This window comes from Streptomyces sp. NPDC007164 (genome assembly GCF_040634135.1).
Lineage (GTDB): Bacteria > Actinomycetota > Actinomycetes > Streptomycetales > Streptomycetaceae > Streptomyces > Streptomyces sanglieri.
Map to the genome: position 1 here is coordinate 188033 of NZ_JBEYFB010000007.1, position 15623 is coordinate 203655.

The 15623-nt window shown below is 70.2% G+C and carries 16 protein-coding genes and 1 pseudogene; 9 read left to right on the top strand and 8 right to left on the bottom strand.

The window, feature by feature from the left end; genetic code table 11:
- Positions 1 to 35: 35 nt before the first annotated feature.
- Positions 36 to 1301, top strand: a complete 1266-nt coding sequence (locus ABZ622_RS13440; protein ID WP_360542532.1) for an ATP-binding protein — start codon at positions 36 to 38, stop codon at positions 1299 to 1301.
- Positions 1302 to 1320: 19 nt separating this feature from the next.
- On the opposite strand, the gene ABZ622_RS13445 is transcribed toward ABZ622_RS13440, so the two are convergent.
- Positions 1321 to 1869 (bottom strand): GtrA family protein, encoded by a 549-nt coding sequence (locus ABZ622_RS13445; protein ID WP_360542534.1) that lies wholly within the window; start codon positions 1867 to 1869, stop codon positions 1321 to 1323.
- A 176-nt stretch (positions 1870 to 2045) separates the two neighbouring features.
- Here ABZ622_RS13445 and ABZ622_RS13450 point away from each other — a divergent pair, with 176 nt between their 5' ends.
- The 3 genes from ABZ622_RS13450 to ABZ622_RS13460 are packed head-to-tail and all read left to right on the top strand — an operon-like array spanning position 2046 to position 4939.
- Entirely contained in the window at positions 2046 to 3185 is a 1140-nt protein-coding gene (locus tag ABZ622_RS13450; protein WP_360542536.1) for a 5-(carboxyamino)imidazole ribonucleotide synthase, read from the top strand.
- Entirely contained in the window at positions 3182 to 3721 is a 540-nt protein-coding gene (purE, locus tag ABZ622_RS13455) for a 5-(carboxyamino)imidazole ribonucleotide mutase (RefSeq protein ID WP_360542538.1), read from the top strand. The genes ABZ622_RS13450 and purE overlap by 4 nt, the downstream gene beginning before the upstream one ends.
- A gap of 6 nt (positions 3722 to 3727) precedes the next feature.
- Positions 3728 to 4939 (top strand): dipeptidase, encoded by a 1212-nt coding sequence (locus ABZ622_RS13460; protein ID WP_360542541.1) that lies wholly within the window; start codon positions 3728 to 3730, stop codon positions 4937 to 4939.
- Between the two features lie 64 nt (positions 4940 to 5003).
- On the opposite strand, the gene ABZ622_RS13465 is transcribed toward ABZ622_RS13460, so the two are convergent.
- Positions 5004 to 5369, bottom strand: coding sequence for a VOC family protein (locus tag ABZ622_RS13465; protein WP_360542543.1), 366 nt, complete (start codon positions 5367 to 5369; stop codon positions 5004 to 5006).
- A 116-nt stretch (positions 5370 to 5485) separates the two neighbouring features.
- Between ABZ622_RS13465 and ABZ622_RS13470 the strand changes: the two genes are divergently transcribed.
- Positions 5486 to 5995, top strand: coding sequence for a CGNR zinc finger domain-containing protein (locus ABZ622_RS13470; protein ID WP_360542545.1), 510 nt, complete (start codon positions 5486 to 5488; stop codon positions 5993 to 5995).
- Between the two features lie 9 nt (positions 5996 to 6004).
- Here the strand turns inward: ABZ622_RS13470 and ABZ622_RS13475 are convergent, their stop codons facing one another.
- Positions 6005 to 7348: a UDP-glucose/GDP-mannose dehydrogenase family protein gene (locus tag ABZ622_RS13475; protein ID WP_360542547.1), complete on the bottom strand. Its 1344-nt coding sequence runs from the start codon at positions 7346 to 7348 to the stop codon at positions 6005 to 6007.
- Between the two features lie 198 nt (positions 7349 to 7546).
- Here ABZ622_RS13475 and ABZ622_RS13480 point away from each other — a divergent pair, with 198 nt between their 5' ends.
- Positions 7547 to 8704 (top strand): acyl-CoA dehydrogenase, encoded by a 1158-nt coding sequence (locus ABZ622_RS13480; RefSeq protein WP_266919191.1) that lies wholly within the window; start codon positions 7547 to 7549, stop codon positions 8702 to 8704.
- A gap of 81 nt (positions 8705 to 8785) precedes the next feature.
- Here ABZ622_RS13480 and ABZ622_RS13485 read toward each other — a convergent pair whose 3' ends face one another.
- The 3 genes from ABZ622_RS13485 to ABZ622_RS13495 form a co-directional block, all read right to left on the bottom strand.
- Positions 8786 to 9670 carry a hypothetical protein gene (locus ABZ622_RS13485; RefSeq protein WP_360542549.1) on the bottom strand — a complete coding sequence of 295 codons (885 nt, stop codon included), beginning with the start codon at positions 9668 to 9670 and terminating at the stop codon, positions 8786 to 8788.
- A 33-nt stretch (positions 9671 to 9703) separates the two neighbouring features.
- Positions 9704 to 10699, bottom strand: a complete 996-nt coding sequence (locus ABZ622_RS13490; RefSeq protein ID WP_360542551.1) for a helix-turn-helix domain-containing protein — start codon at positions 10697 to 10699, stop codon at positions 9704 to 9706.
- Positions 10700 to 10913: 214 nt separating this feature from the next.
- Positions 10914 to 11405, bottom strand: coding sequence for an ATP-binding protein (locus ABZ622_RS13495; RefSeq protein WP_360542553.1), 492 nt, complete (start codon positions 11403 to 11405; stop codon positions 10914 to 10916).
- 164 nt (positions 11406 to 11569) lie between these two features.
- On the opposite strand from ABZ622_RS13495, the pseudogene ABZ622_RS13500 reads away from it, so the two are divergent.
- Together ABZ622_RS13500 and ABZ622_RS13505 are read left to right on the top strand one after the other, a co-directional pair.
- Positions 11570 to 12014: pseudogene (locus ABZ622_RS13500) on the top strand (Scr1 family TA system antitoxin-like transcriptional regulator).
- The gene (locus ABZ622_RS13505) at positions 12011 to 12220 is read left to right on the top strand and encodes a DUF397 domain-containing protein (RefSeq protein WP_360542555.1); all 210 of its coding nucleotides are present in this window, start codon (positions 12011 to 12013) and stop codon (positions 12218 to 12220) included. The pseudogene ABZ622_RS13500 and the gene ABZ622_RS13505 overlap by 4 nt, the downstream one beginning before the upstream one ends.
- Positions 12221 to 12303: 83 nt before the next feature.
- Here ABZ622_RS13505 and ABZ622_RS13510 read toward each other — a convergent pair whose 3' ends face one another.
- Positions 12304 to 13044, bottom strand: a complete 741-nt coding sequence (locus ABZ622_RS13510) for an SMI1/KNR4 family protein (protein ID WP_360542557.1) — start codon at positions 13042 to 13044, stop codon at positions 12304 to 12306.
- Between the two features lie 94 nt (positions 13045 to 13138).
- On the opposite strand from ABZ622_RS13510, the gene ABZ622_RS13515 reads away from it, so the two are divergent.
- Positions 13139 to 14149: a DUF5954 family protein gene (locus tag ABZ622_RS13515; RefSeq protein WP_360542559.1), complete on the top strand. Its 1011-nt coding sequence runs from the start codon at positions 13139 to 13141 to the stop codon at positions 14147 to 14149.
- 63 nt (positions 14150 to 14212) lie between these two features.
- Here the strand turns inward: ABZ622_RS13515 and ABZ622_RS13520 are convergent, their stop codons facing one another.
- Complete coding sequence (locus tag ABZ622_RS13520; protein WP_360542561.1) at positions 14213 to 15520, bottom strand: LCP family protein; 1308 nt, start codon at positions 15518 to 15520, stop codon at positions 14213 to 14215.
- Between the last annotated feature and the right edge of the window lie 103 nt (positions 15521 to 15623).

A 15623-nucleotide genomic window follows, 5' to 3' on the forward strand; every position in this document is an offset into this window, starting at 1 on the left:
ACCGTTCCGGGAAGAGCCGACGAGCAGAAGTATTCATGCGCCGCAGACTGATCAACTCCACGCTCGCCGTGGTGCTCGTGGTGATCGCCGTCTTCGGCGTCTCCCTCGTCATCGTCGAGACCCGCACCATCAGCAACAGCGCACAGGAGAGCGTCGACTCCGAGGCGCTGCGGCTGATCAGCGTCGTCGAGAGCCGGCTGCTGGAGGACGAGCGGATCAGCCCCGCACTGCTGTCCCAGCAGATCGCCGGCAAACGCTACGCACTGATCAAGATCCCCGGCCGGGCCCCGCTCGAACTGGGCAAGCGCCCCACCGGCAGTGTGATCAGCAGCACGGCCGAGGGGGAGCGCGGCGAGAAGGTCACCGTCGAGGAGTCCAGCTCCGCGGTCACCCGTGAGGTGGGCCGCACCCTGATGATCATCGGCGCGGTGGCGCTGCTGGCCATCGTCTCCGCCGTGCTCCTGGCCGTACGCCAGGCCAACAAGCTGACCTCACCGCTGACCGACCTGGCCGAGACCGCCGAACGCTTGGGCTCCGGCGACCCCCGGCCGCGCCACAAGCGGTACGGGGTGCCGGAGCTGGACCGGGTCGCCGATGTCCTGGACTCCTCCGCCGAACGGATCGCCCGGATGCTGACCGCGGAACGACGGCTGGCCGCCGACGCCTCGCACCAGCTCCGTACGCCGCTCACCGCGCTCTCCATGCGGATCGAGGAGATCTCGGTCACCGACGACCCGGACACGGTGAAGGAAGAGGCGAACATCGCCCTGACCCAGGTCGAGCGGCTCACCGACGTGGTGGAGCGGCTGCTGACCAACGCCCGTGATCCGCGTACCGGCTCCGCCGTGGTCTTCGACCTCGACGAGGTGGTCAAGCAGCAGATCGAGGAGTGGCGTCCCGCCTACCGGAGCGCGGGCCGGGCCATCGTCCGCTCCGGCAAGCAGGGGCTGCGGGCCGTCGGCACGCCCGGCGCCGTCGCCCAGGTGCTGGCCGCGCTGATCGAGAACTCGCTGATGCACGGCGGCGGCACGGTCGCGCTGCGCACCCGGGTCACCGGCAACCAGGTGGTGATCGAGGTCACGGACGAGGGCCCGGGGGTTCCCCCCGACCTGGGCTCCCGGATCTTCGAGCGGACGATCAGCGGACGCAATTCCACGGGCATCGGTCTCGCGGTGGCCAGGGACCTCGCGGAGGCGGACGGCGGCCGTCTCGAACTGCTCCAGCAGCAGCCCGCGGTCTTCGCCCTGTTCCTCAGCCGGGTGGCCCGGAAGAGGCAGGAGCCGGAACGCCCGGTGCGGTGAGCGGCGCGGGACGCGCGCGCTATCGCTGTACGGAATCCGCCCCGACCCGCGGCACCGGCTCCGTGCGCCCCTGCTTCAGGAACCCCTCGGCCCCACCGGCCACGGGCTGCTCGGCAACCGGCGCCGGCTCCTGGACGGGCAGCGCCTTGAACACCCATGTCCGGTACGACCAGAAGCGGAACAGCGTCGCGATGCCGATCCCGAGGATCTTGAAGACATTGCTCTGGACCGGGCTGTTCCAGCCGAAGCCGTACGTCGCCGTGTACAGCACACCGGTCTCGATGACCGCGCCCACCGCGCTGAACAGCAGGAACAGCGTCAGTTCGCGGGTCCGTCCGCTCTTGTCGCGGTCCCGGTACGTCCAGTAGCGGAAGCCGATGTAGTTGCCGAGGATGGCGACGAAGGTGGCCAGCAGACCGGCCCGTACTGTCGGGATGTCGGTGTAGCGCCAGAGCAGGTTGGACACCACGATGTTGACCACCAGGCCGACGCCGCCGACCACGCCGAACTTGGCGACTTCCCGGGCCAGCAGCTCCAGCCGGGTCCGCAGTGAGCCCCGTTCGCTCATGGTGATCGCTCAGCCCGTCCGTCGGTTATGTCAACCCGGTCATGCTAACCAGCCCGTCCACCCGCCGCCCGGGGACACCGTGAGTGATGTGGCGATGCTGTGACACGACGGCCCGGCCCGGGGGCGGCCGGAGGGCGTCGTCGGGAGCTTCCCGGGGCGGCGGATACCCTGGAGGAGTGACGTTCCCGGTAGTCGGCATGGTCGGTGGCGGTCAGCTCGCCCGTATGACCCACGAGGCGGGCATCCCCCTCGGCATCAAGTTCAAGCTCCTCAGTGACACCCCCCAGGACTCGGCGGCCCAGGTGGTGAGCGAAGTCGTCGTGGGCGACTATCGCGACCTGGACACGCTGCGCGCCTTCGCGCGCGGCTGTGACGTGATCACCTTCGATCACGAGCACGTGCCCACCGAGCACCTGCGGGCCCTGGAGGCGGACGGCATCCCCGTGCGTCCCGGCCCGGATGCGCTGGTGCACGCCCAGGACAAGGGGGTGATGCGCGCGAAGCTCACCGAGATCGGCGTGCCCTGCCCCCGGCACCGCATCGTGTCGGACCCGGCCGACGCGGCGGCCTTCGCGGACGAGGTCGGGGGCTTCCCCGTGATCCTCAAGACGGTCCGCGGCGGCTACGACGGCAAGGGGGTCTGGGTGGTCCGCTCCGAGGCGGACGCGGCCGACCCGTTCCGGGCCGGCGTGGCGGTCCTCGCCGAGGAGAAGGTCGACTTCGTACGGGAGCTGGCGGCCAACATCGTCCGCTCGCCGCACGGCCAGGCCGTCGCCTACCCGGTCGTCGAGTCGATCCAGGTGGACGGGGTCTGCGACACGGTGATCGCCCCGGCACCGGAGCTGGACGAGCGCCTCGCCGGCGAGGCCCAGCAGCTCGCGCTGCGGATCGCCGCCGAACTGGGCGTCGTGGGCCACCTCGCCGTCGAGCTCTTCGAGACGCGTGACGGACGCATCCTGGTCAACGAGCTGGCGATGCGCCCGCACAACTCCGGCCACTGGACCCAGGACGGCGCGATCACCTCCCAGTTCGCCAACCACGTCCGGGCCGTGCTCGACCTGCCGCTCGGCGACCCGCGCCCGCGCGCCACCTGGACGGTCATGTCCAACGTCCTCGGTGGCGACTTCCCGGACATGTACCAGGCGTACCTGCACTGCATGGCCCGCGATCCGCAGCTCAAGATCCACATGTACGGCAAGGACGTGAAGCCCGGCCGCAAGGTCGGACACGTCAACACCTACGGCGACGATCTGGCGGACGTGCGGGAGCGCGCCCGGCACGCGGCCGACTACCTGCGAGGAACGATCACCGAATGACCTCCCCCGCCACCACCGCGCCCGTCGTCGGCATCGTCATGGGCTCGGACTCCGACTGGCCCGTCATGGAAGCAGCGGCCAAGGCCCTCGACGAGTTCGAGATCCGCTACGAGGTCGACGTCGTCTCCGCCCACCGCATGCCGCACGAGATGATCGCTTACGGCGAGCAGGCGGCGGGCCGCGGTCTGAAGGCGATCATCGCCGGCGCGGGCGGTGCCGCCCACCTCCCCGGCATGCTCGCCTCGGTGACCCCGCTGCCGGTCATCGGCGTACCGGTCCCGCTGAAGTACCTGGACGGCATGGACAGCCTGCTCTCCATCGTGCAGATGCCCGCCGGTGTGCCGGTCGCGACCGTGTCGGTCGGCGGCGCGCGCAACGCCGGTCTGCTCGCCGCCCGGATCCTCGCCGCCCACGACGGCGAGCTGCTGGCCCGGATGCGGGAGTTCCAGCAGGAGCTGAACGACCAGGCGACGGAGAAGGGCAAGCGGCTCCGCAGCAAGGTCCAGGGCGCCGACTCCTTCGGCTTCGGAAAGTAGGCGGCCGTGGAGCAGACACAGCAGGCGGTCCGGCTGGAGCGGGCGCGGCGGCTCCTCGCCGAGTACCCCGTCGTCGACGGTCACAACGACCTGCCGTGGGCGCTGCGCGAGCAGGTCGGCTACGACCTCGACGCCCGTGACATCGCCAAGGACCAGTCCGCCCATCTGCACACCGACATCCCGCGGCTGCGCGCGGGCGGCGTCGGCGCCCAGTTCTGGTCCGTCTACGTACGGACCGACATGGCGGGCGACGAGGCCGTCAGCGCCACCCTGGAACAGATCGACGTGGTCGACGAGCTGATCGTCCGGCACCCCGCCGACCTGCGGCGCGCGTTCACCGCCGACGACATGGAGGCGGCCCGCGACGAGGGCCGGATCGCCTCCCTGATGGGCGCCGAGGGCGGCCACTCCATCAACAACTCGCTGGGCACCCTGCGCGCCCTGCACACCCTGGGCGTCCGCTACATGACGCTCACCCACAACGACAACATCGCGTGGGCGGACTCGGCGACCGACGCGCCCCGCATCGGCGGCCTCTCGCCGTTCGGCCACGAGGTCGTACGGGAGATGAACCGCACCGGCATGCTGGTCGACCTCTCCCACGTGGCGGCCGGCACGATGCGCGACGCGCTCGACACCTCCACGGCGCCGGTGATCTTCTCGCACTCCTCGGCGCGGGCGATCTGCGACCACCCGCGCAACATCCCCGACGACGTCCTCGGCAGGCTCCCGGTCAACGGCGGCATCGCCATGGCCACCTTCGTGCCGAAGTTCGTCCTGCCCGAGGCCGTGGCCTGGACGCTGGCCGCGGACAGGAACATGCGCGCGCACGGCCTGCACCACCTCGACACCACCGCGCAGGCCATGAGGATCCACGCCGACTTCGAGGCGGCCAACCCGCGCCCGATGGCCACCGTGGCGACCATCGCCGACCACCTCGACCACATGCGCGAGGTCGCCGGCATCGACCACATCGGCATCGGCGGCGACTACGACGGAACGGCCTTCCTCCCGGACGGCCTCCAGGACGTCGCCGGCTACCCGAACCTGATCGCGGAGCTGCTCGGCCGCGGATGGTCCGACGCCGACCTCGCCAAGCTCACCTGGCGCAACGCCGTACGGGTGCTGCGCGACGCCGAGGACGTGGCGCGCGAGCTGCGCACCCGACGCGCCCCGTCGCACGCCACGATCGAGCAGCTGGACGGCGCGGCCGTCTGAGCCGTCGACGTGTGTGGGGGGGCGGCCTTGCGGGGCCGCCCCCCCACACACGTCTGCGCGCCTGCTACCCGGCGCAGAGACAGAACGGGTGCCCCGCCGGGTCCGCGTACACCCGGAAGCTCCGCTCCCGGTCCTCCGCCTCCAGCACCGTGGCGCCCAGCGCGAGCACTTCCTTCTCCGCCGCGTCCAGGTCCGGCACGGTCAGATCCAGATGGATCTGCTGCGACGCGTCCGCGTTCGGCCACCGCGGCGGTACGAAACCGGGCGCGGCCTGGAACGCGAGCAGCGTGCCCCCGGTCCCGGTCAGCTCCTGCCAGCCGTCCTCCTCACCGGGTGTGATCTCACCGCCGAGCAGCCCGGCGTAGAAGCCCGCGAGCGCGGCGGGGTCGGGGCAGTCCAGGACGACGGCACCGAGTGTGGCGACAGCCATGACAATTCCTCCTCCGGACGAATGGGTACAGCCGGTTACCTGTAGATGCCCTCAACGGGTAACCGTTACTGCATACTCCCGCAAAGGAGGTAACGTCGCAACCATGAGGTCGCACCATGAGTGAGAAGGATTCCGTGCCCGGGGCACTCGCACTGATCGAGGCCCTGGTCAACACGCTGGACGTCGAGACGGGCGCGGACACTCTCGACACGGCGGACGGACGCGCCGCCTTCGGCCTCACCGAACAGGACGTCCCGGAAGCCCGGGAGCTGCGCGAGGCGCTCCGTGCCGCCTGCCTCGCCCACGCCGGTCACCGCCCGCCGGGCGACGCCGCATCCCCGCTCGACCGGCTGCTCGCCGGGGCGCCGCTGCGGGTCACCGTGGACGCGGCGGGCGCCGCCGCACTGCGCCCCGCCACCGAACCGGCCGGGCTGACCGCCCGAGTCGCCGCGGCCATCGCCGGCGCGGCGGCCGACGGCACCTGGGCCCGGCTCAAGGCGTGCGAGGCGGAGGACTGCCGCTGGGCGTACTACGACCGCAGTCCGGCGGGGCGGCGGCGCTGGTGCTCGATGTCGGTGTGCGGCGCCCGCGCCAAGATGCGCACCTACCGCGCGAAGCGCGCGTGACGCACGGGATCAGGCGGTCGGGCGGCCCATCGCCCGGTACGTCCAGCCGGCCTCGCGCCACAGCTCGCTGTCCAGCGCGTTGCGGCCGTCCAGGATGATCCGGCGGGACGCGACCTCGCCGAGCGCCGCCGGGTCCAGCTCGCGGAACTCGCGCCACTCCGTCAGATGCAGCACCACATCGGCGCCACGCACCGCGTCCAGCGCCGTGTCCGCGTAGCCGAGGGTCGGGAAGAGCCGCCGGGCGTTGTCCATGCCCTTCGGGTCGAAGACGGTGACCTGGCCGCCCTGGAGCTGGATCTGCCCGGCCACGTTCAGCGCCGGCGAGTCCCGTACGTCGTCCGAGTCCGGCTTGAACGTCGCGCCCAGCACCGCCACCCGCTTGCCGAGGAACGAATCGCCGCCCACGGCCTCCCGGGCCAGCTCCACCATGTGGCCGCGGCGCCGCATGTTGATCGAGTCGACCTCGCGGAGGAAGGTCAGCGCCTGGTCCGCGCCCAGCTCACCGGCGCGCGCCATGAAGGCCCGGATGTCCTTCGGCAGACAGCCGCCGCCGAAGCCGATCCCGGCCCGCAGGAACTTCGAGCCGATCCGCTCGTCGTGCCCGATCGCCTCGGCCAGCTTCTTCACGTCGCCGTCGGCGGCCTCGCAGACCTCCGCCATCGCGTTGATGAACGAGATCTTCGTGGCCAGGAACGAATTGGCCGCGGTCTTCACCAGCTCGGCGGTCGGGAAGTCCGTCACCACGAACGGCGACCCCTCGGCGACCGGCACCGCGTACACCTCGCGCAGCAGCTTCTCGGCCCGCTCGCTCGCCACACCGACGACGATCCGGTCCGGGTGCAGGGTGTCGTTCACGGCGAAGCCCTCGCGGAGGAACTCGGGGTTCCAGGCCAGCTCCGCGTCGGCGCCCACCGGCGCCAGCTCCGCCAGCCGCGCCGCGAGCCGGGCCGCCGAGCCCACCGGAACGGTCGACTTCCCGACGACCAGCGCGGGCCGGGTCAGGTGGGGCGCCAGCCACTCGAACGCGTTGTCCACGTAGCTCATGTCGCAGGCGTACTCGCCGTGCTTCTGCGGAGTGTTCACACAGACGAAGTGCACATCGCCGAAGGCCGCCACCTCCTCCCAGGAAGTGGTGAACCGCAGCCGCCCCGTGGACCCCTCGATCCCCTCGACGTGCTTGTGCAGCAGCTCCTCCAGCCCCGGTTCGTACATCGGGACCCGGCCGGTGCTCAGCATCTCGACCTTCTCGGGCACGACATCGAGACCGAGCACTTCGAAGCCCAGTTCCGCCATGGCCGCGGCGTGGGTGGCGCCGAGGTAGCCGGTGCCGATCACAGTGATCCTGAGGGCCATGGAACGCTCCTGGGAGATGCGGACAGACGTGCGGTGAACGAGCATAGTCGTGCTCCCGAAGGCCCGGTTTCCGACCGCCCGCCCCCGTTTCTCCACCCCTGTCGTGAAGCTCACGCGGGCTTTGCATAGGCCATTGCGGGAGCAGCGCTCTAAAATTGGGTTACTTAACGGTAGTTAGCGTCTTGGGGAGTGAGCGTCTTGGCGGGTTCGACCGATTTCGACCTGTACCGTCCGGCCGAGGAGCACGAGATGCTCCGGGAGACGGTGCGTGCGCTCGCCGAGGCGAAGATCGCCCCGCACGCGGCGGCGGTCGACGAGGAGGCGCGCTTCCCGCAGGAGGCGCTGGATGCCCTGACCGCGGCGGACCTGCACGCGGTGCACGTACCCGAGGCGTACGGCGGCGCGGGCGCCGACGCGCTGGCCACGGTCATCGTGATCGAGGAGGTGGCCCGGGTCTGCGCCTCGTCCTCCCTCATCCCGGCCGTGAACAAGCTCGGCTCCCTCCCGGTGATCCTTTCCGGCTCCGAGGACCTGAAGAAGAAGTACCTGGGCCCGCTGGCCAAGGGCGACGGCATGTTCTCGTACTGCCTCTCCGAGCCCGACGCGGGTTCCGACGCGGCCGGCATGAAGACCAAGGCCGTCCGCGACGGCGACTTCTGGGTGCTCAACGGCGTGAAGCGCTGGATCACCAACGCGGGCGTCTCCGAGTACTACACGGTCATGGCCGTCACCGACCCGACCAAGCGCTCCAAGGGCATCTCGGCCTTCGTCGTCGAGAAGTCGGACGAGGGCGTCTCCTTCGGCGCCCCGGAGAAGAAGCTCGGCATCAAGGGGTCCCCGACCCGCGAGGTGTACTTCGACAACGTCCGTATCCCCGCCGACCGCATGATCGGCGAGGAGGGCACCGGCTTCGCCACCGCGATGAAGACCCTGGACCACACCCGCATCACCATCGCGGCCCAGGCCCTCGGCATCGCCCAGGGCGCCCTCGACTACGCCAAGGGCTACGTCCAGGAGCGCAAGCAGTTCGGCAAGCCGATCGGCGACTTCCAGGGCATCCAGTTCATGCTCGCCGACATGGCCATGAAGCTGGAGGCGGCCCGCCAGCTCACCTACTCCGCCGCCGCCAAGTCCGAACGCCTCGACGGCGACCTCACCTTCTTCGGCGCCGCGGCCAAGTGCTTCGCCTCCGACGTGGCGATGGAGATCACCACGGACGCGGTCCAGCTGCTCGGCGGCTACGGCTACACGCGGGACTACCCGGTGGAGCGGATGATGCGCGACGCGAAGATCACGCAAATCTACGAGGGTACGAACCAGGTCCAGCGGATCGTGATGGCGAGGAACCTGCCGTAACGGTTGTTGCTTCGACGTCCGGCCCCCGACGCACGCGTCGGGGGCCGGACGTGTGTATGAGGTGAGGAGACCGGGACTGGATCACTCCCCGGTGAAGACTTCCTCGATGGTGGCGGCAGTGGCGGCGCGGTTGAGCCACTGGCGCAGGAGCTGGGGGTCGTCGCAGCAGGTGATCTTCTCTCGGGTCTCGTCGGCAAGAGCGATGCCACGTGCTTCGAGGACCAGCAAGAGGTCTTCTGCCCGAGCTTCCGCCCGGCCCTTTGCCCGGCCTTCGTCCCGGATCTCTTCCGACATGAAGGACTTGTAGAAAGACGTGTCCAAGGCCACCAGGTTCCTCCACTGTTGTGCGGCCGGGCGGTTGCCCAGGCCCTGTGCGGTGAGTTCGACGATGGGGTCGGCGATTGCTTCAGGTGTGTCGCGCAACGCGACGGACAGCGTTTTCAGTATGGCACCGACGTCCGGATTGTCGGCGTGTGTGATGGCGGCCAGGGTGGCGAGCGCGAGGTCCTTGCGGGCCTCGGCCACATCGGTGATGACCGGCATGTTGTGCGGCCCCGCGACGAGGGGGTTCAGGGTGAGTGTCTGCCATTGACGGACCCCGATGGAGATGGGCCGCGCGGCCCATTCGGCGGTGGCCTGATCCTGGCAGACGACCAGCAGCAGGACGGGTAACCCGTACCTGTTGTGGAGGTAGCTGACGTAGTACGGCCAGCTGGCTGTCTTGCGCGGGTCCTTCTTGCCCTGGGCTTCGATGGCGAGAACGAAGGGTCCGTCGTGCTCCGTCTCGATGCGCAGGAGGGTGTCCACCCGGCGTTCGACGGGACGGGCCTCGGTGAGGTCGGTGGGCAGGGCGGTGGCCGAGGTGGGTGGTGGGATGTCGACACCGAGTACTTCGGATACGCGGGAGAAGAGACCCGGGTACTCCTGGAAGATGCGGTGCATTGCCTCATGTGGCGAGCTGACCATGGAGGTCCGTTCGGGTTGTGGGTGATGTTCCGGTCAGGCGGCTGTGTGGAGGTCTGCCAGGCAGTCGCGGCAGTGGCCGGGGTGGCGGGAGCGGAAGGCGCGGTCGCAGCCGTCGCAGTTCTGGAGCGGGATGACGATGACGCCGGGGCGTGCGAGTGCGGCCATGTCCTGCGCTCCCGGGAGCGGTGGTGGCAGGAGTGTGGTGATGCGGTGGCGCAGGAGCTTGGCGGGGTGTTTCAGGGGGCTGGGGAGGTCGGTGGTGAGGGTGTGGCGGACGGTGTCGGGGCGGGCGTCGCGTTCGAGCCAGGTGGCGACGCCGGGAGCGAGGGTGCGGATGTCGTGTTCGGAGAGGACCAGTTGAGGTGCGTGGCGGCGCAGGTCGGCGAGGAGCGCGGCGGCCACGCGCTGGAGCTCCGGCGTGAGTTCCTGGGGCTGGGGGAGCGGTGGTGGCGGCGTTGTGCGCGCGGTGGGGGCGGGCACGAGGACGGGGGAGGGCTGCGGTTGTGGTGCGGGCGGCAGCGGCGCGGGCGCCGGGGGCGGTGCGGGGGCCGGAGCGGGGCGCGGTTCGAGGGCGGTTGCGCGTGGCGGTGATGTGGGCTGCGGGTTCGGCCTGCTGGGGGTGGCTGTCCGGGGGCGGGGAGCTGTTACGGGGCGACCGGCCGCGCCCGGCTGGTTGTACGAGACGGTGCGGGTGACGATGCGGCCACCGGCGAGGCGTACGCGGCTGCGGTGGAGGTAGCCGTGGGCCTCCAGCTCGCGCAGGGCGGCGGCGATGCGGGTCTCGCTCTCGGGGAAGCGTTCGGCGAGGCGCTTGATGCCGATCCTGGCTCCGGCGGGCAGCGACTGGATGTGGGCGGCCAGCCCGATCGCCGCGAGGGAGAGCCCGCGGTGCTGGGCGAGGTGGTTGCCGATGACGGTGAAGCCCGCGGCATGCCGGAAGTTGATGTGGATGACACCGGACGACGGCGTGGCGTCTCCGGGTACGGGGGACGGACCGTGCGAGGGCACGGTAATCTGCGGGGTACCCATCGGGAAGCTCCTACTTCCTCGGTGGTCAGGCCCCCGGTTGAGAGTGCGAATCTCGTCGGGGGCCGTCGCATGTCTGGAGTTGTCGCGGCGAGCATATGCCAGCCAACCCGTATGAAATCCAGCTCAGTTGCCCCATGTCACCCGAGTGAGTGATGGCGACGGGACCGGGGTGGGTCTGGGTGGGGAGGGTAATTTCCCCAAGTTCTTTAAAGCTTTATGCGTCGTGGAACGCGGGGACGCGGTTCACCGGGTCGTGGGTTTCCGCGACCCGGTGCAGGGGGTGCGGTGCGAGGTCGATCTCGGCCCAGACGGTCTTGCGCGGGACAGGTCCGAGGTCGACGCCCCAGCGGTCGGCGAGCGCCTCGACGATGAGGAGGCCGCGCCCGTTCTCCGCGTGCCGGCCGGGGACGGACGCGACGGGCAGTTGCTCGTCCCGGGTGTCGGTCACCTCGATCCGCAGGAGCTCGCCGTGCTGGACGGTGAGGCCGAGCCGGAAGTCCCGGCCCGGCACGCGGCCGTGGAGGGCGGCGTTGGCCGCCAGCTCGGCGACGACGTGCGCGGCCCGGTCGCAGGCGATGCCCCAGTCACTCAGATGCGCCGTGGTCAGAAGGCGGGCGAGCCTGGCGCCCCGGCGGGTGGGGGAGAGCAGCACCGTGAACTGCCGGGCAGGAGCGGAATGTTCGGTTCGGGTGATGTGTTGGTTCACGCCGCTCAGCGTGGCCGTGGCTGCGTACCGTGAACAGCGACGAGCCGCTTGCGTACGGCGATTGTCCAGGGCTTGTCCAGTGCTGTCCCGGCTGTCCGGAGTGACGTGCCGGGGACGTCAGGGGTCGGGCCGAGAACGGCAGACGCATCGGAAGTGGGGCACGGATGAGCGCGGATGAGACCGGTACGGAACACGGCGACGCCGGGGCGGACGAACCGGGTTGGGACGTCGATCCCGATGACGAGTCGGGGGCGGCCGTGGTCGCGGCGGTGGGCCGCCAGATCAGGGCGTGGCGGGAGGCGGCCGGGCTGCGGGCCGGCGCGGCGACAACTTGAACGTCTGTTGGAGATCGGGCAGTTGCGCAATGTCACCCTTCAGGTGATGCCTACGCGTCGTGAGGCGCATCCCGGCATGGATGGGGACATCAGTGTGTTGAAGTTCAAGGACGGTTCGGCGGTTGGGTGTTCGCACGGGGCGTTCAACGGGCGTCGGGTGACCGACCCGAAGCAGCTCCGTATCCTCGAACTGCGGTACGGCACCATCCGGGCCGAGGCTCTCACTCCCCGAGAGGCCCTGGCCCTCATCGAGCGAATGCTGGGAGAGACATGATCCGCAGGACTTCCGCGCAGGACGTTTCCGAGTCGGCCTGGTTCAAGAGCAGCTACAGCAGCAACGGCAACGAAGGCGACTGCGTCGAAGTCGCCGCTTCCCCCGGCACGGTGCACGTCCGGGACTCCAAGGACGTCCAGGGCCCTCGCCTGGCCTTCGGCTCCGGAGCCTGGGCGGGCTTCGTCCGCTACGCCGCCGAGCGCTGATCCCGCACGCGGCCGGGCGTTGACGCCGTGCGCGGCCGGGCGCTGATATCGCTCGGCAGCCGGCCCAGGCGGGACGGTCTCCGTCAGTCCTCCTGCTCGTCCTCCCAGTCGAAGCGGTCGAAGGCCGCCTCCGTGCGGGCGCGGAACATCGCGGTCCCGCGATCGTCGCGGAGGATGATTTCGTCGTGCGCGTACCAGCGTGAGCCCGCCTGCTGGCTGATCGGGTACTCCGGGAGCGGCAGGCGCCTGAAGGTGGCGGCGATGTCCTCGGGCAGGCCGGTGTCGTAGGGGGTCACCCATCCCATCAGGTCATCGTCGGCGCACAGCGCCTCGGACAGGACGATCTCGACGAACGCGAGGCTGACCCGGCCCAGCCACGCGGCCCAGTCGTCGGCGGTGGGGCGGACGAGGTCGGCGCGTACGACGACCGGCGGGTCGTCCTGGTCGAGGTCCGTGACGCGTATGCCCCAGTAGGCACAGGACTGGTTCTCGACGCGGAAGACCAGCACGCCTCGGTCCGCGTCGAGACAGAGGTCCTCCGGGGCGAGCAGGGAATCCTGATTGTCCGTCAAGTCGGGTCGGCGGCCGAGCAGTTGGTAGGCCTCGCGCAGTGCCGCGGGCAGCGGCAGGCCGAGCCGGGCCTGTGCCGCGTCGAGATCGGCGGGGGCGTGGCCGTTGGTCCCGGCCAGGGGGCTCCGGCTCCAGTCGCGGGCGAAGGCGCGGATGAAACGCCATGCCGCCTGCCTGTCGGGCTGTTCGCCGACGGCCGCGGCGAGGGCGTCGAGATCGAGCGCGAGGTCCGGGAGCGATGGTTCCTGGGTCATGCGTGCGACTGTAGGCGCCGCCACTGACAAGGTTCTGCCCCCCGCTTCCCGTATTCCACCCACCCTCCGGCCGCAGCCTCGGCACACTGGGTGCATGAGCGATCACCCTCAGGCGCCGCCGGATCACCTCGTCATCAACGTCCGGCACCGGGAGGACCCGGTGTCCCTGGTCACCGAGGCGGACGCGTTCGCCGCTTCCCGGACGTACGGGAACATCGTGGTCCGGGGGCCGCTCTTCGGCGTCGCCGAGCAGCGCCGGGGCGAGCGGCCGCGATGGCGGCTGCTGACCGACATGGACACCGGCTATCCGCAGGACGCCCGCGACGCGCTGAACTCCCACCTCTGGTTCAAGGCCAAGGACAAGACGGACGACCCCAAGGAGCGGCGCGCCCTGCTGGACGCGGTGGCCCGGCTGGAGACCGAGCCGGTGAACGAACTGACCGTCGGTGACACGCGCTACCGCATCGTGCGCGCCGATGAGTTCGCCCGGACCGGCGAAGGGCGCCTGGAGCCGCCCAGGCCCACGGACGTCGACACGGAGGGCTGGGACATGCAGGCGCACACGCCCTCCACCACCAAGGGCTTCGTCATCGACCACGCGGCGGCGGTGGGGCTGACGGAGGGTCTGGCGCGGATGGGCCTGGTGCCGGTCTCGTACACCTCGGAGCGCTTCCCGCCGGATGTACTGGCGGATTCGCAACGGGCGTTGCGGACGCATCCCGGCCTGGTGCTGCTGCCGGTCGTCTTCCGGGTGATGGAGCGCGAGGAGAAGTCCTGGTCCATGGCGTCGAGCCAGCACCCCACCCCGCAGGACGCGCGGCGTTCACTGGTGTACTGCCTGAAGACGTTCCTGCCGCTGACCGAGGAACTCGACGAGCAGGAGGCCGCCGTGTACGCGCGGGCGGCGGATGCGTTCGCGCGCCGGCTGCGCCCCAACGAGCTGAACGTGCGGGGGCGCCGCTTCGAGATCGCCCGGATCGAACGGATGATGCGGGTCGGTCCCGCCGGCCCGGAAGGCCCGCGGCCCTCCGACATCGACGAGCAGCGCCCCATGAAGATCCATCCCACGATGGACGAGTGGGGCAACATCGCCCGCAACGAATGAGCGAACAGCGGCAGGGCCCGGACGGTTCGCCGTCCGGGCCCTGTTTCCGGTTGCCGTTTGCCGTCAGTTCTCGGTGACGGTGACCTTCTCGTCGTTCTTGAGCTGCTCCACCAGCTGCTTCACCTTGGCCTTGTCCCAGACCACGTTGCCGTTCCTGAAGCCCGACATCGGCATGTTCATCGACTTGCCGTCGCCGCCCGTGACGTCCTTCATGGCGAAGAACATCTGGCTCAGGGACCAGAGCGACATGTCCTTGTCCACGACCAGGGTGTCCAGGCCCGCACCCATCGTCGGGTACAGCTTGAACGGATTGAGGATCGTGGACGGCGTCGCCGTCTGGCTCGCCAGCGCCGCGAGGAACTTCTGCTGGTTCTTCGTACGGGCCAGATCCGCCTGGGCGAAGGCGTACCGGGTGCGGACGAAGGCGAGGGACTGCTCACCGTTCAGCGTCTGCTTGCCCGCCTGGAAGTCGGCGCCGGACTTTTTGTCCTTGAATGCCTTGGGGATGTCCAGCTCCACCCCGCCGATCGCGTCCACGATCTTGGCGAAGCCGCCGAAGCCGATCTCGCAGTAGTGGTCGATGCGCAGCCCGGTGTTGAACTCGACGGTGCGGACCAGGAGTTCGGGGCCGTCCATGGCGTACGCGGCGTTCAGCTTGGTGAAGCGGCCGCGGCCCGGGTAGAGCTTGCCGGAGTCGGAGCCCTTGAACGAGGGGATCTCGACGTCGGAGTCACGGGGCAGGGAGATCAGCGTCGGCCCGTTGGATCCGTCGTGCAGGATCATCATCGAGTCGGTCCGCTTGCCCTCGGCGGAGCCCGTGTGGAGCTTCTTCTTGTCCTCGGCCGTCATGCCCTCACGGCTGTCGGAACCGACGATCAGGTAGTTGGTGCCGTCGCCGCCCGACGGCCGCTCGATGACCTTGGAAAGGTCCACCTCGCGCTTGAGCTTGGAGTCGGCCCAGAAGTACGTGCCTATGGAGACCGCGAGGACCACGACCACCAGGGACAGCGAGCCTATCTTGATCCGTCGGCGCCAGTCGGGCGCCGGGCGCCCCTGGGCGCGGCCGCCGTCACCCGGGCCGCCGCCGTGGCCGCTGCCCCGGCCGCCGTCGTTGCCGCCGCCGTAGACCTGGCCCGTGTTGTACCCGCTGTCGTACTGCGGGCCACCGCTCTGCGGGCCACCGTTGTCGTAGCCGCCCGGCTGCTGGGGGATCGGCCGCTGCCTCGGCGGCGCGGGGTGCTGCCGAGGGGCGGGGCGCCGCTGGACATGCGGCATCGAGCGGGCTCCCTCCGGCTGCTCACCGGCGCTGCCCCGCCCGTAGCGGTTGCCGCCGCGGTTGTTGTCGGACGATCCCTCGCGCCAATCGTTCATGCGGACCAGTGTGCAGGCCAGGTGCACCGCTATTACAGGGGGTGCGGGAAATCGCATCAGGGCTGTTGCGAAGCTGATGCATTGCCGCCGGGCCGAAGCCCCC

What these genes read in the sequence shown, in the direction of transcription:
- ABZ622_RS13440 (WP_360542532.1), top strand. Translation starts at nt 36, where the DNA reads ATGCGCCGCAGACTGATCAACTCCACGCTCGCCGTGGTGCTCGTGGTG.
- ABZ622_RS13445 (WP_360542534.1), bottom strand. Translation starts at nt 1,869, where the DNA reads ATGAGCGAACGGGGCTCACTGCGGACCCGGCTGGAGCTGCTGGCCCGG.
- purE (WP_360542538.1), top strand. Translation starts at nt 3,182, where the DNA reads ATGACCTCCCCCGCCACCACCGCGCCCGTCGTCGGCATCGTCATGGGC.
- ABZ622_RS13465 (WP_360542543.1), bottom strand. Translation starts at nt 5,369, where the DNA reads ATGGCTGTCGCCACACTCGGTGCCGTCGTCCTGGACTGCCCCGACCCC.
- ABZ622_RS13470 (WP_360542545.1), top strand. Translation starts at nt 5,486, where the DNA reads ATGAGTGAGAAGGATTCCGTGCCCGGGGCACTCGCACTGATCGAGGCC.
- ABZ622_RS13475 (WP_360542547.1), bottom strand. Translation starts at nt 7,348, where the DNA reads ATGGCCCTCAGGATCACTGTGATCGGCACCGGCTACCTCGGCGCCACC.
- ABZ622_RS13485 (WP_360542549.1), bottom strand. Translation starts at nt 9,670, where the DNA reads ATGGTCAGCTCGCCACATGAGGCAATGCACCGCATCTTCCAGGAGTAC.
- ABZ622_RS13490 (WP_360542551.1), bottom strand. Translation starts at nt 10,699, where the DNA reads ATGGGTACCCCGCAGATTACCGTGCCCTCGCACGGTCCGTCCCCCGTA.
- ABZ622_RS13505 (WP_360542555.1), top strand. Translation starts at nt 12,011, where the DNA reads ATGATCCGCAGGACTTCCGCGCAGGACGTTTCCGAGTCGGCCTGGTTC.
- ABZ622_RS13510 (WP_360542557.1), bottom strand. Translation starts at nt 13,044, where the DNA reads ATGACCCAGGAACCATCGCTCCCGGACCTCGCGCTCGATCTCGACGCC.
- ABZ622_RS13515 (WP_360542559.1), top strand. Translation starts at nt 13,139, where the DNA reads ATGAGCGATCACCCTCAGGCGCCGCCGGATCACCTCGTCATCAACGTC.
- ABZ622_RS13520 (WP_360542561.1), bottom strand. Translation starts at nt 15,520, where the DNA reads ATGAACGATTGGCGCGAGGGATCGTCCGACAACAACCGCGGCGGCAAC.